Genomic DNA, 22,378 nt, shown 5'->3' on the forward strand with positions numbered 1-22,378 from the left:
TGTTTTGGCACTATTCTTTTTCAAGAAAATAGAAAAACCTAGAGGAAATTTCCTCTAGGAATCATATTAATCGATTTAATTCTTTAGATTTTCTTCACCAACATTAGTTGACAAAGAGCCTTTAAAAACGGCATCAGCAATCATAGCTAATACCGTTTAACATATCTTAGTTTGTCATAAAATTAATTTGTTTCCGCATAAAAAAGCCTAGCTGGGTAAATTTATTTATTATCCTCGTCATTATCATTATAAAGAATTTTTTCAGTTGCTACTCTTTTCATGAATCTATCTAGAGCATCAGATTCGTTGTTAAATTCTACAACTGAATTTGTTACAATACTGGCTCTCTCATCTGTGGTAAAAACTTTCCAACCATTGTCATTTTTACATATTCCCACTTCATTTTCTTTTAAAGGACGATCTTCAAACAGATTATAATACTTATAATTTTCTTTATCAATAATTTTTTTAGCTTCTTCTAAAGTCATCACGGCACACTCCTATTTTATTTCTTTTATTAGTCCTAAAACTTCTAAAAAGTCTGCTCTTATTGGGAATTCTGCTTGAATTCCACCTCCAACAGAATTAAAACCACCAGCAATATCTCCAGTAAAGGTAACTAATTTTCATAATCTCCATCATAGTGTCTTATAACATCAGCTTGAATCTTTTGTTTTATTTCTAAATTAGAACAATTATTAACATATTCTTCAATTTTAGAAAAATCTCCAGTAACTTCATACTTATGGTATTTAGACATATCTTCTATATAAGGTAAAGATCTTTGATCATAGTTGTATCCTTGCCCACCATTAAGCGGAGACGTATATCTTCCGTTTGGCTCCCCGTATCTGTCGAATTGTGATCCAATTTTAGGAATAGAGGGTTTCTTTATTGCATTTCCCGAGCTATCTAAAACGTAGCCTCCTTCAGGTACTTGAGACCAATCAATACCGCCATTCTTTGTTAATACACTTGATGATTTAGGCACTTGAATTTTTTCTGGCCATTTCCCAGTTTTTAAGAATTCATCCGCTAAATCTCCGTTTATGTTTCTCAAGTATCTTTCCAGCTCATCTCCACTACATGTGGTTTGTTTGATAATTGAATGTGTACGCATTGTTTTAGAAACTATTTGAATTTGTTTATAGCTACTACGGCTACTATTCTGCATCATCTTCACAACATGTTCCATCTTAGTAGAGGATGAACCTGTAACCATCTTAATATTATTACTGAAAGAACTTAATCCTTTCACACCACCAAAGACACCTAGAGCACCAGCACCAAATCGGAACCAACGTTCGCCTGTGCCTAGTTCACGACCACTAAACAAATCTTTACCAACTGCGGCATTGAGCATTTCGTACCCACCTAACGCAGCACCTAAAACCATACCAGCAGGAGGGAAAACGATTCCCACTACAACAGTTGTTGCAAGTGCAGCCATGTTAAACCAAAATTCTTTTTTCTTTTGTCCATCTGAAATAGATTCGTATTCAAACGCTCCAGAATAAAGGGCTTCTTTTTGATAATCCGCATAAGATAAATCTTTAGCACCAGGATTGTTTTTTAAGTAGTTTTTCCACTCGTCAACCATCGCTTTACCAACTGGATTATCCCCATTTAAAATATCATTAAGATTTATTTTATCTTTTTTTACCTCATACGTCATGTTGCTTCCCATGGCGTATGCCGTTCTAGTTTCTTTAATCCCTAAGCTATTCGATACAGAGTATTCTGTAATATCTAAATCTCTTACCGCAGTTACATAGGCATCCATTTCTTTATAGAAAGGATCATCGATTTCAGTAGATAAAATAGTGTTGACTTGTCCTGTGAAATCTTTTAGTACTTTTAATTTTTCACCAATCTCTTTATATTCGCTACTTCGATCCGTATGACTGAAACTGATAATTCCGTCCTCGTCATAGGTTGTGATATTATCTTCTGCTTTTTCTAAATTTTTAGTGACATCGTTTAATTCTTCATGGACGCCTTTACCCCATCCAGAACCAATTAAATTTCCTAAGTCACGTCCCATTTTTTCCCAACTACTTTGAGTATACTTTACATCTGCCATTATGGATACTTAGTAAAGATATCTGAAATAAAGTAAAAAATGTGTAAATATCATTTTACGATACTTACACAATTTTTTGATTAAGTTAATAACGCTAAATACTCTCTAGTGCCACTTGAGCGGCTATTAGAACTACTTGCCAGAGTGGCAGTATTTTGATTCATTAGATCACTGGCTTGTTTGTCAGCTTCCTCGAACGCTTCGGCCATACTGTCAACATATGTGTTAAGCTGTTTTAAACTTTTACCGAGCTGCTTATTGCAGCTACCTAATTGTTTTATAGCACTTTCTAATACTGATTTACTATCATCTGTTATTGAAGTGCTAACAGACTCCATAATTTCTGGTAAATCATTTGATATAAGTGTACTTTTTATAGTTCCTACTTCAATTTTTTGCATGGTTTCACCTCACTTAGTCTTCATCTTCATATCCTGAGCGTAATTCTTCCATTAATTCTGAGGGACTGGGTGCATCTTTAGTATAATTAATTTTAAAATACGTATCTGAGCCATAATATTCTTTTATTTCTGGATATTTTTGAATAAATTTATTTTTAACGTTTGGTTTATCTGTAAAATTAAAACTACTTAGATATGTTGCTGGGGAAGTAGTGTCTACCCAGATATCGGAAGCTCCTTGGGCACCTTCGGTATAAAAAATCTTATAGGAGGTTGTATCAGGTTCTTTGTAACGATATTTTGCATCTACTTCATCTTCTGTTTTAATTGAATGATCTTTCACATCTAAATAATAGTAGATTTGACTTTTTTCAGGTCCATCCGTCCCATAAATAATTAAGTATTTATCATCTATGGAAAAACCGTTCAGAAAATACATATAGTTCGCATCTATTAGTTTTTTATCTTTGGCTAGTAGGTCGACTTTTCTTGGTTCAGAATCCTTTTTTGACGATACATCATACAGAAAAATTTCAAATAAAGTAGTTGAAGTAGTAAATTCCAAAGGCGTTGGAGTAGTATAGGTTCTATTAAATGTTGCAACATGATTTTCTCCAACTTCAACATCAGATGAATTATAATTATATCGTTGCTTATTTCTGTACTTAGTTTCTGGCTTTTGTACGTCTTTATACTGTGCAATTGTCCATTGATTATTATTCAATTTTCCCATATTTATAATTTCAGGTTGTTTACTAATATCCCACCATGCTGTTGTCTCAGCGGATGAAGGTATTCTAAAATACTCATAAGTTAACCAACCAATACATGATATAATTCCTAAAAAAATTATTACAATAATGCTAATAATTATTGTTTTTTTCTTTTTTATAGACATTTAGGTTCCTACCTTCGTATTTTTATGGCGCGTTTACAAATTCTCTTTGTTGGAATAACCTATCATAATTAATGAAGTATCTACTTTCAAAAGATACAGCTTTATAAACTTAGGTCTTTATATTTCTTCTTTTCTTATTTCAGTCACCTTATTATCTTATTATCGTCTAATTCTATAGATAAATATATATACTCTTTTTCTGAATTATCTTCCCATTTCAATACAATTAGTTCATTTCCATCCTTTTCCATTTTATCAGGCTCTCCAAGCTCATCAATGATCTTATCAAATGGATATTTTTCTTTTATATCGTTAATGATCACAACTGATCCTTTTTCTGATAGTTTTTAAATAATTATAAGTAGTGCCGATGAGACCTAAGCATGAAAATACCAAAAAAATAGTAGGAATGTCTAAATAAATAACTCGTTCTGAAAAATATCTAGAATTGTATATTTGTACAGTGCTTGCGGAAAGTACCACTAGTAATAATAACCATGCTAGCCAACGTTTTGGATTCTTTCCTTGAATGCTTAATAGATATAAACTAATTGCACATTGAATAGGTATAAATACAAAATACCATGTCCAATTCTGTCCCATAAACTTATCATTATAGGAAATAGAACTTTCGTTATTAATCATTGTTTTTGCGAAAAGATATAGTGTAGTTACTATTTGAAAAAATCTGGTATAGGCAATCATTTTTTCTAAGTAGTATCCTTTGATTGGGTGAATGAGCATTACAGAACTCCTTAGTAGTTTTTAATGCATAAATAAAATAGTAAAAGCTGTGATTTCTGATAAACTAAATCACAGCTTTTTAGTTCGTATTAGGAAGGTGTTTTTACATTTATTAATACTTTAAAAAGCGTTTTTATATGGATTAGCTTTTTTTGGAGGGAGTGGTGGTCCTTGTATCTCAATTACTTTTGCAAATCCCTCATCCATTTGTTTAAATTCATCAGCCATTTCGTTCATGTACGTATTTAACTGATCCATTCCTTTGGCTAAATCTTTTGAAACTCCTTCAACTTCATCAGCACATTGGCTAGCTAACTGCATGGCATCATCATCTTGGTTGATTTCTGATTTCATATTAAATGCTTCTGAGAATTCTTTGCAGCTATCAGCAATATTTACCCCTTTTATTTGGGCAACATCTACTTTTACTCCAGACATAGGTTGTTCTCCTTTTTTTTTATTTCGATAGGTCGAATTTACCTGAATTAATATTAATTTTCCTTATTGGCATACCGACTATATTTTTGATAGTCTTCAAATGAGTGAATTTCATGTTCTTGGTCGTCTATACTGTTCTCTTTGTTTAATATAAGTCCATCGTAAGGATTTTCATCTTTCGAGACTAATAAATTCAATATGCCTTTATTATAAATTTCGTCTGAAAAAAATAATCCTAGATTTTCATTTTTATCAAGTTGTCTAAAACTACTCAACTCAGGATATTTGTCAAATAAAGTTATATCTAAAATATTGTCATTAGAATTACTAGATATTATGATGTTGTTATTAGAAGTTTTCAGTTTCCCTTTATACCATCTATCAGAAAAATTGCTTGTATAAAGTATTGCAGACTCACCTTCAAAGCCGTTCCAAGCAAGTTTATTTAAGCTCCAGTTTTTATCTAATATCCACTTATCTTGGGAAATATCATAAAGTATTGTCTCGTTTAGTTCTTCATTATCAGATGAAAAAATTCCAAATGTAGAGTAAAAATGCTCATCTGATTTAAAAACGCCTCGATAAACAATATGTAAATTGTTTTCTGAATAACGCTGATTCATTTCTTTATAGACATCAATTTTTTTTGGTAATTTAGTTTTGTCCAATGAAATATCATAAATATAAAGATTAAAATAGTTTGTTTTTGTTTTCGATTCTCCTAAAGAATTACGCCCAAAAGTCTTTTTCTCTGTTTCATATTCAGTTGTAACAAAAAAATTGTTATTAAAATCTGCATCGTTTATTTCATGATACTCTTCATTTTTATTTACACTTTTAGTAACTTCATATTTAATTGCAGTTCCTTGCTTTTCACCAAAATGTTGAATTGCTATAATTTTAGCAGGTATTGCTTTTTGGATGTTTATGACGGTTTTAGTGTATTCATGGATGTTTAACCAAATAACAAAACCAATAATACTGATTGCCAGTATAGGAATAATCCAGTCTTTTTTCACGTTTTAACATAACACCTTTTACTTAATATTTTTTTATCCAATCAAATCCGGATGTGCCAGTCGCTTTTTTTGCATCATCAAGAATATTCATTATTTTTGCAAAATCCATATCTTCAATATTTCCGATACCATTGAAAATGAAATTTTTTTAAGAATTATTAGAAGACGTTGAAATTGCCAAAAATTTCATTTTTGTCTATTTTTAAAAACATTCCGATAATTATTTACTATATTGACTTGTCTGCTATTTTTCTCTATGAAAGTTATCTAAAAATTAGTACGAAACCATCGACTATACTTTTTATAGTCTTCAAATGAATGGATTTCATGTTCTTGACCGTCATTACTATTGTTTTTGTCTAGTATCAACCCATCATACGGATTTTTTCCCTTTGGGATATAAAGATTTAATAGGTCGTTAGGGGGAACTGAAAAAAATAACCCCATATTTTCTCCGTTATCCAAATGATTGAAACTATTTAATTCAGGGTAACGACTAAACAAAGGAATATCAAAGGATGAATTCGTTTGGGAACTAGATAGTATGATATTTAAGTTTTGAATGAATAAATCCCCATTGTTTATCCATCGGTTAGAAAAGTTAGTTTCAAGAATTATACCAGCTTCTTGGGGGAAAGAACCCCAAGATTCCATATCAGCGTGTAAACTTGCATCTTTTATCCAGCTATCATTTTGTATATCGTATGATATTTCATAGCCAGAGGCTTTTTCATCAAATGAGAAAACCCTGAAAGAAACATAATCCCGATTCTTATAACTGTAGCCACCACGATAAGCAACATGTTTTATCTCTTCAGAATATTTTTGCTTCATAAGATTAAGAACATCTATTTTTTTCAACAATTTTTCTTTAGCAGAAGAAATATCATATACATATAGGTTGAAATAACTTATTTGTTGTTGTCCATAAGTGCTTCTTCCTATCGTTTTCATTTGTGTTTCATATTCTGTAGTAATAAAATATTTATTGTTAAAATCAACTTCATCTTGTGTTTGTAAGTTACTCCCTTTTTTTTCAGTGTCGGGGATTTTATATTTTACTGCGACACTTTGTTGATTATCAAAATGTTGAATATCAATGATTTGAGCAGGGATAGCTTTTTCCTCAATCTCTATGACAGTTTTAGTATTTTCATGCACGTTTAACCAGATAACGAAAGCTATAATACAAATTGCTAGTATAGGAATAACCCAGTCTCTTTTCACGTCTAATTTTCACACCTTTTACTTAATATTTTTAATCCAGTCAAATACAGAAGAGTTTGTCTTATTTTTTATTTTATCAAGAATGTTCATTATTTTCGTAAAATCCATATCGTCAATATTTCCATTACCATTTAAAATAAAATTTTGTTCAGGTGACAGTGGTTCTTGGAACATTTGATTGATTTTTTCTTTCTCTTCTTCATTTTTTGGAGCTTGTGCTACATAATTTTTAAACCCATTATTAGCAATTTCATTGTATTTTCTCGTAGAGTCAATAGTCGGCATACCACCATTTACAGTAATTTTACCATCATTTTCTATGATTTTACCACCAGTATCAACAAGATTATTCAATTTTTCATTGCTAATATTATCAATTTGTTCCTGGATCCTCTTCATATCATCCCAGAATGTAAGAGCATCAATAGCGTTATTGCCAACTGTTCCAATCGCTTGTGTATCTGAATTACCCTTCCCTGTTGTATGGCTAACACCATTTTTGATTGAATCAGCTAATGAAGGTAAATCCGTAATTATTTGTAAGCCATCTTTAAATCCAGGAATGAAGATACCCCCAACGCTTCCAGCTTGATTCAATAAGAAATTCTTCATTTTATCACGCTGTTCTTGTTGAAGTTGTTGCATTTTTTGTGTTAATCCTTTATCTGTCATTTCTTGGCCGTTTTGAGCAGTAGAAACAGAAGTTGTATGAGTTGTATCAGATACTTTGTGACCTTTACTAGTTGTCATTTTTTCTGTCAAATCAAAACTAATGCTGCCATCTTTACCTCGTTTCAAGTCAGTAATATCAAATTTTTTCTTGAAGTCCTCGATATGAGGATTCTTTGTTCCTCTTGTAGAAGATAAATCCATCGCCTGCAAAGCTAACCAGAGAGTTGAAAGATTTTGAAAATCATTAACTAAGTTTTCTAATCTTGCTTTTTCTGCATCGGTTAGATTTGTTTCATTTTGAAGGTATAAATCAATACTTTGCATGGCCATATAATCAGAATTTAAAGATAATCGATTTAGATGTTGTCCTCTATTTTTATCATTTCCACAATTTAGTAAACTTTCTAATAAGCCTTCAAATTGTTTAAGGTTTTCTTGCCCTAGCATTTGAACAATTTTTTGTAATGCAAGTGCATAGCTCCCATCACTCAAATTATCTGGATTTAGTTTAAAGAAAGCATCGTAATCATTTTCTACTAATGCCTTAAATGCTCGAACATCATCTGGTTTGGTCATATTACGTAACATCTGTGCCATATTATCACCAGTCAAATGTCCGTCTTTAACAAATTTAATCAATTGTTTAGGGGATAGACCAGTTTTTGGATTGGTCATAGTCATCACTTGATTCAGTGCATTTTGATCACTTTTTAAATCTGCTATCACTTGATTCAAACTATCCATAAATGTATTTTTTGCGTCAATTGCTTTTTCATGAATAGTTTTTATTTTTTCTCCATCAGCTTTCATTTTAGTTTCAAATGTTGGTAAATAGTCCGATGTAATTTTGGAGGTTTCAATATCCTCTACGATTGTAGCAGCATCATTGATTGCTGCTGCGATGTCTACGGCAATATCTCGGATGCTAGTTACTTGCTTGCCTTTTAAGTTTGCCGCATAATCCACAACTGTGGCAGCATCAGATACTATATTACTAGGGAACTTTAAAGCATTTAGTTCTGCATGGTAGTTATTTAAAGCATTACTAAATTGATTTATATGAGTTGGAAAACCAGTAAAAATAGTAGTTCCTAGTTCTGAAATGACTCCCACATAACTTTGAATTGCTTCGGCCTGCGAGCCTTCTACTTTTACTTGAAAACTTTTTTTTACTCCTGATGTAGCCTCACGCACGGTACTACTATATTGCGATAAATTACTTCCTAAATTTGAGAGGCTTTCAATAAATTGAATTTTAACAACCATTTATTTTCTCCTATTTATTTATTTTTTACTTTGTCTGCTGCTTCTTTATCTGCTTTTCTTTTTTGTTCGGCTGCAAATCTTTCTTGGGTTAAAGCACTAGTGTATTTATGCCCCCAATCTATAATCTCGTCATCATATTCACCTAATTTTTCGGCAATCTTTGAAAGGGCAGATTTACGTTCTTTATTAACTTTATTTACACAGCTTTTTATATGTTTTTTCTCAGTGTCTTTTCTCTCTACGTATGCGAAACCATCCATTCCAGATGAATCTCGCTCAACGACATGTTTGGCTTCTAATTTTAATCCTTTTAACTTTGTTTGTTTTAACTTAAGGTCATCTCTTTTTTCTTTGTAGAAAGTTAATTGCTGTAAACAATAAGCAGACGATGCCATAAAAATTCACTCCTATCTTCTATGGAGGGGGCATACCTCCATAGAAATATAAATTAATTTAATTTGTTCTTGGTTGTTGCATTTTATACGCTAAACCGCTTTGGATGTAATACCCTTCATCTTCTTTGAGATTTTCTTCTTTATAATTTTTGTTATTCACTGTTAAGAACGTTTGATCGTTAATTCGTACTTTTAGAATAGCTTCCTCAGCACGTTTGATTACTTTACTTACATCATCATATCCTTTAGTAATTTCAAAGACATCACTAATTGTTATTATATGAATACCTTTTTCTTTTCCTACAGCACAAATAGTTGCTAAAAGCCCTTGGTTTGGACTACTTAATGAAGCTACAAATTTGTTCACGTTGTGTAGAATAACAAAGAGTGGCTCAACTTCTTTTTCAAAATATTCTTTTGGTGATAATGTTCCATTGTTTTGTAAATAAACTTTGAATGCTTCATCGCGTTCATCCATTCGTTCTTTGATAGCTTCGACTAAATTATTATGATCTTCAGAAGTTAGAGCGGCAGCGTTAAGTTGCTCATATTTTGTGTATAAACCACTGTTTCCAGCATCAAATAGTAACACTTTATGTTCTTGTTCTAATAGTACATCAATTGCGTGATGACCAAAACTTTCACCATCCTGAGCTTTTGCATAAGCATAAAGTAGATTAGAATCTGCATAGTTCCAAGCAATACTTTCAACTTTTTCGAAATCTAAGCCAACAGGTAATGAATGATTCGATTCAATATGTTGTTTTACGCTGGCTACTTTTCTAAACTCTTCAAGTGTAAAGACTTCTGGCATCATCGGAATCGGTTCAGGTCTTTCACCTGTCCAATGTTGATCCATTTGGTTAACTTCTTCTTGAATTGCTTCAATGATTTGTAGTGTATCTTCACCATCAGCTGGTAATGCTGCTTGGAATAACTCAGGTTCTTCCAATTTGATCAATCCACATCCAGGTAAGTCATCAATCGTTAATGTAGTACGTCCAACAATCGCTCTTGGCTCACTATCATCAATCATTTTTAATACGACTTGCGTTTTGATATTACTTGAAAGAGTCGCTCTCATTGAATTTTGTCTACCAGCAGATAGAAGTAAATGAATCCCAATCCCAGCACCTTCACGAGCCACTTGAGTAATCACTTTCTCAAGAATCTCTTCAAACTTGGCACCTTTCATTCCTTCAAAACCATCTAACAAGATAATGATGATCGGTTCTTCTTTCCCACTAGCACGCTCATACATATCCAAACTAGCCACAGAAAACTCACTAAGAAGCTTCTTACGACGTTTCAATTCATCATTGATCCGTCTCGCAAACTTCTCAATTTTCTCTTCTTCATCAATACTCATCGTATCTGCCACATGCGGTAATTTCTTCAACGGTAGTAAACCATTCGTCCCAAAATCAAGCAAGTAAACATTCAACCGCTCTGGACTATGCACTCGCGCTAAATCCATCACAACCGTCTGCATAAATGTACTTTTCCCATACCCAGGACTACTAAACACAGTCATATGACCTTCTTGCGTCATATTCAAACGCAACGTATTCTGTGCTTGCATACTTGGCACATCCACCACACCCAAAACAGGTTCAAGCGGCTGTTTCTCTGTTAACCATTCTTCTCTAAAGTCGACTGGATGAAGCGTAGAAGAAGCAATCCGTTCTTCCAACGGCGGTAACCAAGGACGTGGAAGTGGAGTAATGTTTTCACGTTCCGCTACTTCATGGATCCCATCAATAATGGCATCCAGTTCAGTCGGAATCTGCTTCACATCATCCGCATTTTCAAGTCCACTTAAATCTTCACTTAAAATTTCATACTGACCAAGGTCGTTAACCAAGTAAATCGTATGGTCCTCAATCTGTTGGTCATCTTTTTCAGGCTGATAATCCGCTCCACTCCAAGCACTTTGGAACAATTCATAAATCTCATTATTCCCAACTTGCAAGTAGGCACGACCAGCTTGGGTGATTTCCGCCGCATCGGGTGTTTTCAACATTTCCATCGAATCGGCTTTATCTGCCACTTTCAACGCTAGTTTGAATTTCGAGTTACTCCAGATTGGTCATTGACCACACCACTTGGCTTTTGTGTCGCAAGGATCAAGTGAATCCCTAACGAACGCCCAATACGAGCAGTAGAAACAAGTTCTTTCATAAACTCTGGTTGTTCTGATTTTAACTCGGCGAATTCATCACTGATCAGGAAGAGGTGAGGCATCGGCTCTTCAACATCGCCACTTTTATATAATTTTTGATACTGATTGATATGATTCACGTTATTCTCCGAGAACAGGCGCTGACGGCGTTTTAGCTCGGCATTGATAGAGATTAAGGCACGCATACTTTGAGCGCCATCTAGGTTGGTAATACTCCCTAATAAGTGGGGTAGGTTACGGAACAAGTTCGCCATTCCTCCACCTTTGTAGTCAATCAGTAGGAAAGCCACATCGTAAGGATGGAAATTCACGGCTAAACTCAAAATATAACTCTGTACGATCTCTGATTTACCAGAACCTGTTGTCCCAGCGACTAAGCCGTGAGGTCCGTGAGCTTTTTCATGTAAGTTCAAGTAGACAATATCGTCTTTTCCATGTAAACCAAGCGGCACAGCTAAGGTTTTATTAGCTATATTCTGTCTAATACTAACAAAATAGGGAATAATATTAGGCAGATAAAAGAAAAAAGTAAAAAACTACTAAAAATAGTAATTTTTTACTTTAAGGATGACTTAATATTTAATTTTTTCTTTTTGTCTCAACTCTGTAATTTGTTTCTCCATTTCCTGCAATGCTTGTGAAAAGTCGTTATGAAATGCACAGAAAATTTGAGAACATGCATAGTAATTACTTGCAATTTTTTTCTTGTTTACTGGTCTTTGCTTATCGCTAAAAAAATCATTTAATAGATTCAGTGCACTTTGCCAAGAATTGAGTTGTTCTAAAAGATCATGTAATGAGTAGATATCTTGATGGCTGATACTTTTAATTGGTTGATTTCTGTCATTTTTAATAGTTAACTGTTTAATTGTATTCATTATGATTCTCCTTCAAGTTTTTTTGGAGAATTTCTTAAATGTATGATATACTCAACTTGTCTAGGGTAGAGTTTTAGTTTAAGAAATTCATTTCTTAATCGTTAAAGCTCTGCTTCTTTTTATTTATAGTCAATCCTCCTTTGTATTCAATAAAAAGAATTTAATATTCGCTTTAATGAATATATAATACCGTAAATAGAATATTTAGTCAACGGTTTTATTTCGTTTTAAGAATTATTTGTTCAATTAAACGAATTTATTATGTTGACTGTAGAATATCTACATTTTATACTGAGTATATAGTTAGTAGAAAACGGGAGGATAAGGTAAATGCCGATAATTTATAATCGTTTATGGAAGTTATTGATAGATAAAGAAATGACAAAAACGCAACTACGTAAAGAAATAGGGATAGGAACGGCTACATTAGCGAAGCTTTCTGCAAATGAGAAGGTATCGATGGATGTTATTGAGAGGATTTGTGTGGCTCTTGATTGTCAACCAGGGGATATTATGGAATTTGTTTCAGAAGATAGATAAAAAATAGAGTTAATTTCAGCAAATGAAATTAACTCTATTTTTTACGAAATCAATTCTAAATATCCTTTAGTGCCACTTGAACGGCTATTAGAACTACTTACCAAAGTTGCAGTATTTTGATTCATTAAATCGCTTGCTTGCTTATCAGCATCCTCGAACGCTTCAGCCATACTGTCAACATATGTGTTAAGCTGCTTTAAACTTTTACCTAGTTGCTTATTGCAGCTGCCTAGTTGTTTCATAGCACTTTCTAATACTGATTTGCTATCATCTGTTATTGAAGTGCTAACAGACTCCATAATTTCTGGTAAATCATTTGATATAAGTGTACTTTTTATAGTTCCTACTTCAATTTTTTGCATTTTTTCACCTCACGTTGTTTAGAGTTTAAACAATTAGTTTTCTTCTTCAGAATACCATTTTAAGAATTCTTCAATGGAGTGAATAGTGTGTTCTTCGTTATCTTTACTATATTTAGAATCAAGAACTACATCTTCCCAAGGATCTGTATTTTTGGGAACTAACAGTTTTGCAAGTTCTTCTGCAGACGGGGGAGCTTGAGAATAGTTGATGTAACCAAATCCGTCAGTATCAAAGATTTTTTTTGTTTCTGGATATTGTTCTTCTAAAGCAATTAGTTTTGAATTTTCTTTTTTACTTCCTATTAAAACTTGTTGATTAGGGTTAGTTAATGAAACAAAAAATCCGCTATTATCAACAATTTTTCTATCTTGGAAATTTGTAGCTGAAATAAATTTATATTCTTTTGGAACTTGTTTTTCTTCAGCAGTTTTCTTCAGTATCTCTCGATCCATTTCAGATTCCTTTATAATCTGTTCGTCTGATAAACGAAGGTAGTAAAACTCTTTTAGTCCTTGAATTGAAAATCGAACAAATTTTTCATCATAAGTAAAATCATATATATTGTCCATAGTATAATCTTTGTCTATTTCTTTAACTTTCTTTTGTAAATCTATATCCTTCATTTTTTTTATTGATTTTCTTTCAATTGAATATACATCTAAATGATATGTTACAGAAAAATCAGGTTTATCTCCACTATTCATGGAAGAAAAACGTTCTTGATCTATTAGAATTAACTTTGTTAGCCCAATAATTGGGGAAGTCGTTTCATATTCAATACTTTTATTATCTTCATAATAACTCTTGGGTAATTTTGGACTTTTTGCACTTACCAGTAACCATTGATTGTTGTTTAGCCAATCTATTCCAGTGATGTCAGGTTTTGAACCAGTAATCCATCGCTCAGTAACTTTTAGGATATCAAACTCTTCTTTCTTTTTTGATTCTTTCAGGAAAAGGAAGATGACGACCCCAATAACGAGGACTAAGATAAGTATTGAAATATATTTTTTTTTCATGTACAGTTTCTCCCCAAGTCTATTTGTTTTTAGGATCCATAAACCATCTACTTGCATCTTTAGCGAGTTGTTCTTTATTATTTAAATTTGTATTTTTAATTGCATCCCTTAAAACGTTTTGAATTTGATCAATATTTACTTTGGACAGATCCCCGCCATTTTTAATGAAATCTATCACGGGGAGGATGTCTTCATTTTTCTTCCCTTTATTTTTTAAGGCGTTGAGTATATCTTGTTTAGCACTAGTATCCAGTTGATCAAAGAAACTTTGATATCCGTTCTCTGTAAAATCTATAAGTCTAAGTTGTTGTTCAAAGGTCATTTTATCAACAGGTGTTAGTATGGTATGCGTGATTGTATCATTCTCTGAAATTTCCAGTCCACCAATATCTAAGATATTGTGGAGAATTTTCATTTCTTGCGCATCAATATCTTTAGCCATTTGATCCCAGTTAGACCATAGATCTGCAATGCCACCCATGATGTCTCCAGCACCACCTCGAATTTTTGTGTTTTTATTATTATCATAATTGTTTTTCCAGGCTTTAAAACCTTTTTCATCATCTCCAAAGCGTTGTTTTTGATAATTGATGATTCCTTTATCGAACAATTCATTCATACTTTTAGTTTGATTCAACCCACCACTGACAGTATCAGCAGCATTAGCAATTGCTGAAACGATTCCAATCACACCTGCAACTTCAGGTGCAAAAATTCCTAAAGCTACACTTGCGGAAGTTAGAAGGACTTCATTAACAAATTGCGCTTTTTTAGCTCTTAGCTCTGCTAATCTTTGATTATCTTGTGCTTTAGAGAATTCGAAGGCATCATCATAACGAATACTATCAATTTCTTTAACGCCATTTTTTAGTCCATATTCCTCATATCCAGAAAGAGACTTATAATTCTTTAAATCAAAAGAAACGTCACCATCGGTTCCAAAGTGCAAACCTTCTAATTTAGAATAGTAGTTTACCCATTGAGAACCAAAGCCCCAATCTTCCATAGACCTTTTTACTGGATTTAAAACATATAATGATTCAAAAAGAGTATCTACAGCTCTTACTTTATCATATCTAGAAAGTAAATCGGGGTCACTATTATCTAGCATTAGAATTGCACTAAGCTGTGCAAATTGGAGCGCAGTTTGTTCTGAGAATTTTTCTAGATATTTAGCAACTCTAGCCTGTGCACCTTCACCAGTTTGTGAAAGTAACGCACTCAAAAATTTCTCTAAATCAGCAGGGGCATCTTTGCCTAAAGTAACTTGATTAATTACTTTGTTTGTTAAAACACCATGGAGCTGATCACTGAGCTGATTCGGATCTATATTGAATAACTTATCATATTCTCCTTCTCCTAGATAATTTAGTGCTTCTATATCTTTTTTATTCATTTTACCAGAAACAATAGCACTACCAAAACCCTGTGAAATAAGTTTCACCATATTTGCAGGTTTCAATCCACTCTTAGGATCAGTTAAATTCATCGTGTTTTCAATAGAAGTCATACATTGTGCTAATTCACTTGATACTTCTTCTAACTTTGATTTAAAAGCAGTTTGTGCCTCTTGTACTGTTGAACGAGTAGTTTTAATTTCATTTGTTTTATTCTGTAATTCTGTATGGAGACTAGTCAAATGGGTCTCTATTTTTGAATCAGATACTTCTGGTAATACTCCTGCAACTTCATTAATAACAGTTTTAATCTCATTTGCTTTTTCTTCAAATTTTTGATATTCAGTGCTGGTTACCTTCTGACAGTATTCATCTTCTACAACGGGTTTTTCTGATTTAATAATATTATCAAATCCAGCCCCTTTTAACGCTGAGTGATAATTTTGTAGTGCTTGTGCAAAATTTGTTGTTACTTCTGGTAGTTTTGCAAATGCATCTGCCTTTAATTGATTCATTACACCAACGAATTGGTTAACAGACTCTGCTTCTGATCCTTCCAGTTTTGAACTAAAAGTTGTTTGAGCGGAGCTTGAAGCGCTAGTCATTGATGAACTATACTGAGTAATTTTAGATCCCAATTCTTCTAAATCGTTGATTTGATTAATTTTTACAGCCATTTTATCCCTCCTTTATTTAATCATTTACTTTTTGCCTTTTCAGCTTTCGCTTTTGCCTCAGCAACTTTTCTTTCAGCTTCGGCTTTCTCAGCTGCAACAGCGGCATTATACTGTACCTCTAGATTTTCCAGATCGGTCTCTAATTTGCCGATTTTAGTGGCTAATGCTTCTAATGCAGCGCTCTTTTCACTAGTTACGCTACTTTTAAATGTAGTGAAACTTTCTTTTACCCCAGTGTGTTGGTCTTTATATTTTGTTCCACCCATGCCTTCAGTATTCCTTGTGACAGACATCTTTCCGGGCATTTTTTTCCCGGAAAGTTTTGACTGTAAGGCTACTAAATTTGCTTTTTCTTGACTGACATAATTCATAGCACTCCGTAAATCTGCTGAACTCATCTATTTCTTCACCTCTTTTTTCTCTACAAGCTATTTACATTGTTTAAGTAGATACGCCATATTATTTATTAAATAATAGGCCTCATCCTCTGCTAACATAGGTTCTTTATAGTTTTTATTACTTGGACTAAAGATACTTTGATCATTTAATCGGACAGTTAAAATTACTTCTTCTGCTCGTTTAAGAACTTTACTTATATCATCATATCCTTTGGATAATTCAAAAATATCTGCAATTGAAACAAAGTAGATGCCGACTTGGTGTGCTTCTGTTAATAATTTTACCAATAAAGTTTGATTTAGGGTATCCATTTCACTAACGACCTTATTAACATTGTTTAGTAAAATATACATAGGTTTCAAACCTCTATAAAACTCTGTAGGAGAAAGCGGACCTTGTTTTTCTCTTTCAATTGCATATTGTTCTTCACGTTCTTCTAAACGTATTTTTAAAGCATTTAACAAATCGTGATACTGCTCTTTTTCTGTTGCCAGTGCCGATACTTTATCGTGTAACTCATATAAAGGACTATTTGCTGTATCAAGTAAAATAACTTGATGTTCTTTTTGTAATAATTGAGAGAGGAGTTGTTTACCAAACTGCTCAGCTTCTTGTATTTTTCCGTAAGTAAACAGGAGGTTACTTCTATAACTATCCCAAGAAACGCTTTGTACTTCTTCAAAGTCGATCCCAACAGGGAATAAGTTAGGTGTGGCTAAATCTCGTTGGACACTTGGCATGTTTATGAAGTATTCTTCTGTTAATATTTCAGGTACCATCGGTATTGGTTCAGGTCTAGCGCCAGTCCAATGTTGATCCATTTGGTTAACTTCTTCTTGAATTGCTTCAATGATTTGTAGTGTATCTTCACCATCAGCTGGTAATGCTGCTTGGAACAGTTCAGGTTCTTCTAACTTGATCAAGCCACGACCTGGTAAGTCATCAATAGTAAGTGTAGTTCTTCCAACAATCGCTCTAGGCTCACTGTCATCGATCATCTTCAAGACAATCTGTGTCTTGATATTACTTGAAAGGATCGCTTTCAGAGAGTTTTGTCTACCTGCAGATAGAAGTAGATGAACCCCGATCCCAGCCCCTTCACGCGCAACTTGTGTAATGACTTTTTCAAGGATTTCATTGAACTTCGCATCTTTCAATCCTTCAAAACCGTCTAAAAGAATCAAAATAATCGGTTCTTCTTTCCCACTAGCTCGTTCATACATATCCAAACTCGCCACAGAAAACTCACTAAGTAGTTTCTTACGACGTTTTAACTCATCATTGATCCGTCTCGCAAACTTCTCAATTTTCTCTTCTTCATCAATACTCATCGTATCCGCCACATGCGGTAATTTCTTCAACGGCAGAAGTCCATTCGTCCCAAAGTCCAATAGATACACATTTAGCCTTTCAGGACTATGCACACGTGCCAAATCCATCACAACCGTCTGCATAAACGTACTCTTACCATACCCAGGACTACTAAAAACGGTCATATGACCTTCTTGCGTCATATTCAAACGCAACGTATTCTGCGCCTGCATACTCGGCACATCCACCACACCTAAAACAGGTTCAAGCGGCTGTTTCTCTGTCAACCATTCTTCTCTAAAGTCCACAGGATGAAGGGTAGAAGAAGCAATTCGTTCTTCCAACGGCGGTAACCAAGGACGTGGAAGTGGGGTGATATTCTCACGTTCCGCTACTTCATGAATCCCATCAATAATGGCATCCAACTCAGTCGGAATCTGTTTCACATCATCCGCATTTTCCAAACCACTTAAATCTTCACTCAAAATCTCATACTGACCAAGATCGTTAACCAAGTAAATCGTATGATCCTCAATCTGTTGGTCATCTTTTTCAGGCTGATAATCCGCTCCACTCCAAGCACTTTGGAACAATTCATAAATCTCATTATTCCCCACTTGCAAGTAGGCACGCCCAGCTTGGGTGATTTCTGCCGCATCTGGTGTTTTCAACATTTCCATCGAATCGGCTTTATCTGCCACTTTTAGCGCTAATTTAAATTTCGAGTTACTCCAAATTTGATCATTTACTACACCACTTGGTTTTTGTGTCGCAAGGATCAAGTGAATCCCCAATGAACGCCCAATACGAGCAGTGGAAACAAGTTCCTTCATAAACTCAGGCTGTTCTGATTTCAATTCCGCAAACTCATCCGAAATTAAGAAGAGGTGAGGCATCGGCTCTTCAACATCGCCACTTTTATATAATTTTTGATACTGATTGATATGATTCACGTTATTCTCCGAGAACAGGCGCTGACGGCGTTTTAGCTCGGCATTGATCGAGATTAAGGCACGCATACTTTGAGCGCCATCTAAGTTGGTAATACTCCCTAATAAGTGAGGTAGGTTACGGAACAAGTTCGCCATACCCCCACCTTTGTAGTCAATCAGGAGGAAAGCCACATCATAAGGATGGAAATTCACGGCTAAACTCAAAATATAACTCTGTACGATCTCTGATTTACCAGAACCTGTTGTCCCAGCGACCAATCCATGCGGTCCGTGGGCTTTTTCATGTAAGTTCAAATAGACAATATCGTCTTTTCCACGTAAACCAAGCGGTACAGCTAAGGTTTTATGTGGAGAATGTTCGGCCCAACGTTGGGTCACGTTAAATTCATCAAATTTCTCGATGCCGTACATTTCTAGGAACGTCACGGCTTCTGGAATACTTGATTTCAAGTTTTGTAAATGATTCAATGGCGCAAGCAGTCTTGGCAATTGTTCTTTACTAAAATCAGCAGGGAAGTGATCCAATTGGAATGGTGTATTCTTTAATTTGCCTTCTTCTAATAAAAGAACCCCAGTATTGCGGTCACGGATATCGATAACGGTTTTGATATTATCCGATAAACTACTCATCACATCTTCCACGAAAATCACGCTACAACCAAGTTCACTCGGATCTTCATTGAAGAATTCCATAATGACATGATCCAAAATTAGCTTCTCATCAGTAATCATTACCACATAATGAGGGGAGAAGATCGTACTATCACGGCTATTGCGGTTTTCTTCCATGGAATTTTTACGGTTTTTCAAAATTTGATTCAAACTATTCAAGACTTGGTCACGGCTCCGTTGGTTATAGACAAACCCACGCACATTCACATCTTGCATCGTTGCATGAGGCAACCAACGCATCCATTCCCATTGGTCTTTTTCGGCTTCTGGGAAAATTGAGATAAATTGTAAATCATGGTAGCTATGGAAGACAGATAATTGATTGACTAATAAATGAAGCTGTTCTAGCACTAAGTTTCTAGGGCCAATATACCCAACAGGTCCATTGACTAAATTCGCCACGATTGGCATATCCTCAAGCTCTAAGCTCTTCGTATAAAGCTCATACCCACTTTTTTCTAAATCATCGGTTTCTTTCCCACGTTCTTTGTTTGAGTAGGTAATATCACTTGACGATTGCAGGGTTCCTAACCCTAAGCGGTAGAAGAGAAAGTCAAAGTGTAGTGCTGTTTTTTCATAAATTCTTGGGCTGTAAGTTTTGGTCATCTCCAATAGTTCTGAAACGTTTGGATAGTGATACAATTGCCCTTGTTTTTGTTCTTGATTTAATTGGTGTAATTCTACTGACTTGTCGACTAAATATTTTTTATAGCTCACTTCACGATCGATCAAGCTTTGTTTGTGTTCTTTTTTTGTTTTAAAGTAATTCGTGATCGAGAAGATAATCGTGATCAAGGTCGTTGCAGCACTGGCTAAAACGAATAAGCCATTTGGTCTGAAAAAGGCCATTGCCACCGTTACCATCAACATGACGATCGGTGGTAAAATCGTTTTGATCAGTTGATCTTGTTGTTTATTGTTCGGTTCACTTGGGGCATTGATCGTAATTTTTTCCTCTGGTTCACGGTAAATGATCCGCGGTGAACGGTGGAAATCTGGGTAATCTTCATAGACATCGTAACGCGATGTGTAAATTTCACAGAGGTCTGATTTGATGATCGTGCCTTCTGTGGCATGGATTTCATGAGTAAAGACTTTCAATGTATGGTGTAGGAAAGACAGCTCGTCTCCTTTGCCAAGTAAATAGTCTGTCCCAGTAAAGAGTTGATTATTGATCATCAACTCGCCAGATAAGACGGTCAACAACCATTGATCTTCTTGTTTTTTCAAAATAGCTGAAATCGTTTTGGTCACATCGTCTTTCGGTAATTCCAGCGTAGCGCCTTTATCAGTACTTAAAATCAGTTCTTTTTTATCTAATAGATCAAATACATGCATCTTCGTGACAGGTGCTAAAATGACCGTGACTTGTTGCTCATCAGATAGTGAAAGGATAAGGGGCGAGTCTAGTGATAAGACCTGTTCTTGACCTTGGTGTGTTAAGATCCACTCCTCTTTCATTTCGATCGTTAATTCGTCTACTTCTGTTAGTAAAGGTAGGTGAAGAGAGGCTTGATTGTCTGAACCGATCCGTTGTACTTTTTCTTCATCAAGGAGTAGCTGATAGCGATAGCCTTGAAGGTAGAGGATGGCTTGTGTCTGTGTCATCTAGTTTCCCTCCTGAGCAGTCGATCCTTGTGTTTGTTCCGCTTGCGCTGCAGCATTCACACTTTCGTCACGTTTTTCTTTGTATTTTTTATAGTCGGCTTCTAATTTACCGATGGTTTCTTCTTTTTCAGTTCCAGACATTTTCGTGTCTTTTCGAACTTGTTCGATTTTTTGCGTAATGCCGTATAAAATCAAATCAGAATCTTCTAAGTTTTTCGCTACGTCTAAGGCTTCATCCAGATTCCCACGACCATTTTCGATCCAGTAATCTAAATAATTTTCATCAGAACGTAGTGTTACGTTATTTAAGATGACTTTTTTCTGTTGTTCTTGTAAAGCTTCCCCTTGAATGAAGCTAAAGGCTAGCTCATATTTTTGAGTAAATGGAATGCTGGTTGTTTTAACAGGTTCCAATGTTGTGATAACAGCTTCGTAGTCATTTTTCAAGAAGGCTGTATCTGTGTTTTGCATCCGATCTAAGAACGGTAAACGGAAAAAGAGTAAATAGACTAATGGGATCACCAAGATAGCAGATAACACAGTCATCCAAATCGATAATTGTTTCATCACTTGGAATTTTGTTTTGCTGACTTTTTTGGTTGTTTTTGCTGTGTGTTCCATCGTTTGGTCATACATTTGAACGAGGTATTCTCTGATTTCTTCAAAGCTTTCTTTCTTCAAGATTGTTTGGATAAATTCAGAGCCTTTTTTGATTTCTAATTGTCCTTCATAAAGCTTAGTAAAATCGTCTTTCTTTTCAAATAACGCAATGATCAAGCTTTTGTATTGTCGTAATAATAAGTCATTGCTCGTCACTGTTGGCGGCATTTTTCCTTCTAGACCGCGGTAGGCGATTTTGGGCTGTAAGTTGTAGTCAAACAGCAGGTTTTCCGGGTGGATAAAGAAGGTGAGTGGTAAGTCTAATAGTTGCTCAACCGCAGCCATATTGGTCATGGCGCGTAGCTTATCTTCTTTTGATCCTGCTTTTAATTCGTTGAAGGTAATGCGTTCTTTTGGCAAATCATAGGTAAATGTTACAGCGTCTTCTTCCCAATGGATGCTTGTATCCATTAATAGTGGGTGAGCGACTTTAAGTAAGGCTAAATCCTTTTCTTCGTTGACTTGAACCTCTGATTTTCTTAACGCAAGTTGCCAGTTTTCGATTGTTTTCTTAAATTCATACGTATGTTTTTCAATAATGATTGCGACCATCGTTTCTTTCATTGCTTCCATTTA

18 protein-coding genes and 1 pseudogene are annotated in these 22,378 nt (G+C 34.5%); 1 reads left to right on the forward strand and 18 read right to left on the reverse strand.

The window, feature by feature from the left end:
• Positions 1-221: 221 nt before the first annotated feature.
• The 12 genes and pseudogenes from BCR24_RS07870 to BCR24_RS07930 all read right to left on the reverse strand — a co-directional run bounded on the left by BCR24_RS07870 (position 222) and on the right by BCR24_RS07930 (position 12,203).
• A complete protein-coding gene (locus BCR24_RS07870; protein WP_069640011.1) occupies positions 222-488 on the reverse strand; it encodes an Imm59 family immunity protein in 267 nt (88 codons plus the stop codon).
• A gap of 131 nt (positions 489-619) precedes the next feature.
• Positions 620-2,083, reverse strand: a complete 1,464-nt coding sequence (locus BCR24_RS07875) for a glycohydrolase toxin TNT-related protein (protein ID WP_069640012.1) — start codon at positions 2,081-2,083, stop codon at positions 620-622.
• A gap of 80 nt (positions 2,084-2,163) precedes the next feature.
• A complete protein-coding gene (locus tag BCR24_RS07880; protein WP_069640013.1) occupies positions 2,164-2,484 on the reverse strand; it encodes a hypothetical protein in 321 nt (106 codons plus the stop codon).
• Positions 2,485-2,497: 13 nt separating this feature from the next.
• Positions 2,498-3,382, reverse strand: coding sequence for a hypothetical protein (locus tag BCR24_RS07885; RefSeq protein ID WP_141707036.1), 885 nt, complete (start codon positions 3,380-3,382; stop codon positions 2,498-2,500).
• Positions 3,383-3,525: 143 nt separating this feature from the next.
• Positions 3,526-3,705, reverse strand: coding sequence for a hypothetical protein (locus BCR24_RS07890; protein ID WP_069640015.1), 180 nt, complete (start codon positions 3,703-3,705; stop codon positions 3,526-3,528).
• Between the two features lie 541 nt (positions 3,706-4,246).
• The gene (locus tag BCR24_RS07900; RefSeq protein ID WP_069640017.1) at positions 4,247-4,564 is read right to left on the reverse strand and encodes a hypothetical protein; all 318 of its coding nucleotides are present in this window, start codon (positions 4,562-4,564) and stop codon (positions 4,247-4,249) included.
• A gap of 53 nt (positions 4,565-4,617) precedes the next feature.
• A complete protein-coding gene (locus tag BCR24_RS07905; RefSeq protein ID WP_069640018.1) occupies positions 4,618-5,583 on the reverse strand; it encodes a hypothetical protein in 966 nt (321 codons plus the stop codon).
• Positions 5,584-5,850: 267 nt separating this feature from the next.
• The gene (locus tag BCR24_RS07910; RefSeq protein WP_069640019.1) at positions 5,851-6,810 is read right to left on the reverse strand and encodes a hypothetical protein; all 960 of its coding nucleotides are present in this window, start codon (positions 6,808-6,810) and stop codon (positions 5,851-5,853) included.
• An 18-nt stretch (positions 6,811-6,828) separates the two neighbouring features.
• Positions 6,829-8,748 carry a hypothetical protein gene (locus tag BCR24_RS07915; RefSeq protein WP_069640020.1) on the reverse strand — a complete coding sequence of 640 codons (1,920 nt, stop codon included), beginning with the start codon at positions 8,746-8,748 and terminating at the stop codon, positions 6,829-6,831.
• A gap of 14 nt (positions 8,749-8,762) precedes the next feature.
• On the reverse strand, positions 8,763-9,143 hold the full coding sequence (locus BCR24_RS07920; protein ID WP_069640021.1) for a hypothetical protein: 381 nt from the start codon (positions 9,141-9,143) through the stop codon (positions 8,763-8,765).
• Positions 9,144-9,840: 697 nt separating this feature from the next.
• Positions 9,841-11,789: pseudogene (gene essC / locus BCR24_RS07925) on the reverse strand (type VII secretion protein EssC); the annotation flags it as partial.
• A gap of 108 nt (positions 11,790-11,897) precedes the next feature.
• Positions 11,898-12,203, reverse strand: a complete 306-nt coding sequence (locus tag BCR24_RS07930; RefSeq protein WP_069640022.1) for a hypothetical protein — start codon at positions 12,201-12,203, stop codon at positions 11,898-11,900.
• A gap of 330 nt (positions 12,204-12,533) precedes the next feature.
• Here BCR24_RS07930 and BCR24_RS07935 point away from each other — a divergent pair, with 330 nt between their 5' ends.
• The gene (locus tag BCR24_RS07935) at positions 12,534-12,743 is read left to right on the forward strand and encodes a helix-turn-helix domain-containing protein (protein WP_069640023.1); all 210 of its coding nucleotides are present in this window, start codon (positions 12,534-12,536) and stop codon (positions 12,741-12,743) included.
• 41 nt (positions 12,744-12,784) lie between these two features.
• On the opposite strand, the gene BCR24_RS07940 is transcribed toward BCR24_RS07935, so the two are convergent.
• Genes BCR24_RS07940 through essB form a run of 6 tightly spaced genes read right to left on the reverse strand, consistent with a single transcriptional unit; the run spans position 12,785 to position 22,375 of the window.
• A complete protein-coding gene (locus BCR24_RS07940; RefSeq protein WP_069640024.1) occupies positions 12,785-13,105 on the reverse strand; it encodes a hypothetical protein in 321 nt (106 codons plus the stop codon).
• A 33-nt stretch (positions 13,106-13,138) separates the two neighbouring features.
• The gene (locus BCR24_RS07945) at positions 13,139-14,125 is read right to left on the reverse strand and encodes a hypothetical protein (RefSeq protein ID WP_069640025.1); all 987 of its coding nucleotides are present in this window, start codon (positions 14,123-14,125) and stop codon (positions 13,139-13,141) included.
• 19 nt (positions 14,126-14,144) lie between these two features.
• Positions 14,145-16,199: a hypothetical protein gene (locus BCR24_RS07950; RefSeq protein WP_069640026.1), complete on the reverse strand. Its 2,055-nt coding sequence runs from the start codon at positions 16,197-16,199 to the stop codon at positions 14,145-14,147.
• Between the two features lie 20 nt (positions 16,200-16,219).
• A complete protein-coding gene (locus BCR24_RS07955) occupies positions 16,220-16,597 on the reverse strand; it encodes a hypothetical protein (protein WP_069640027.1) in 378 nt (125 codons plus the stop codon).
• Between the two features lie 30 nt (positions 16,598-16,627).
• Entirely contained in the window at positions 16,628-21,142 is a 4,515-nt protein-coding gene (gene essC / locus BCR24_RS07960) for a type VII secretion protein EssC (protein WP_069640028.1), read from the reverse strand.
• Complete coding sequence (gene essB, locus BCR24_RS07965) at positions 21,143-22,375, reverse strand: type VII secretion protein EssB (protein ID WP_083244352.1); 1,233 nt, start codon at positions 22,373-22,375, stop codon at positions 21,143-21,145. It lies immediately after the preceding gene.
• Positions 22,376-22,378 lie beyond the last annotated feature (3 nt).

Source organism: Enterococcus ureilyticus (assembly GCF_001730315.1).
Classification (GTDB): Bacteria; Bacillota; Bacilli; order Lactobacillales; family Enterococcaceae; genus Enterococcus_L; species Enterococcus_L ureilyticus.

Coding starts and splice junctions, on each gene's coding strand:
- BCR24_RS07870 (WP_069640011.1), bottom strand. CDS start 488: ATGACTTTAGAAGAAGCTAAAAAAATTATTGATAAAGAAAATTATAAG.
- BCR24_RS07875 (WP_069640012.1), bottom strand. CDS start 2,083: ATGGCAGATGTAAAGTATACTCAAAGTAGTTGGGAAAAAATGGGACGT.
- BCR24_RS07880 (WP_069640013.1), bottom strand. CDS start 2,484: ATGCAAAAAATTGAAGTAGGAACTATAAAAAGTACACTTATATCAAAT.
- BCR24_RS07885 (WP_141707036.1), bottom strand. CDS start 3,382: ATGTCTATAAAAAAGAAAAAAACAATAATTATTAGCATTATTGTAATA.
- BCR24_RS07900 (WP_069640017.1), bottom strand. CDS start 4,564: ATGTCTGGAGTAAAAGTAGATGTTGCCCAAATAAAAGGGGTAAATATT.
- BCR24_RS07915 (WP_069640020.1), bottom strand. CDS start 8,748: ATGGTTGTTAAAATTCAATTTATTGAAAGCCTCTCAAATTTAGGAAGT.
- BCR24_RS07920 (WP_069640021.1), bottom strand. CDS start 9,143: ATGGCATCGTCTGCTTATTGTTTACAGCAATTAACTTTCTACAAAGAA.
- BCR24_RS07930 (WP_069640022.1), bottom strand. CDS start 12,203: ATGAATACAATTAAACAGTTAACTATTAAAAATGACAGAAATCAACCA.
- BCR24_RS07935 (WP_069640023.1), top strand. CDS start 12,534: ATGCCGATAATTTATAATCGTTTATGGAAGTTATTGATAGATAAAGAA.
- BCR24_RS07940 (WP_069640024.1), bottom strand. CDS start 13,105: ATGCAAAAAATTGAAGTAGGAACTATAAAAAGTACACTTATATCAAAT.
- BCR24_RS07945 (WP_069640025.1), bottom strand. CDS start 14,125: ATGAAAAAAAAATATATTTCAATACTTATCTTAGTCCTCGTTATTGGG.
- BCR24_RS07950 (WP_069640026.1), bottom strand. CDS start 16,199: ATGGCTGTAAAAATTAATCAAATCAACGATTTAGAAGAATTGGGATCT.
- BCR24_RS07955 (WP_069640027.1), bottom strand. CDS start 16,597: ATGAGTTCAGCAGATTTACGGAGTGCTATGAATTATGTCAGTCAAGAA.
- essC (WP_069640028.1), bottom strand. CDS start 21,142: ATGACACAGACACAAGCCATCCTCTACCTTCAAGGCTATCGCTATCAG.
- essB (WP_083244352.1), bottom strand. CDS start 22,375: ATGGAAGCAATGAAAGAAACGATGGTCGCAATCATTATTGAAAAACAT.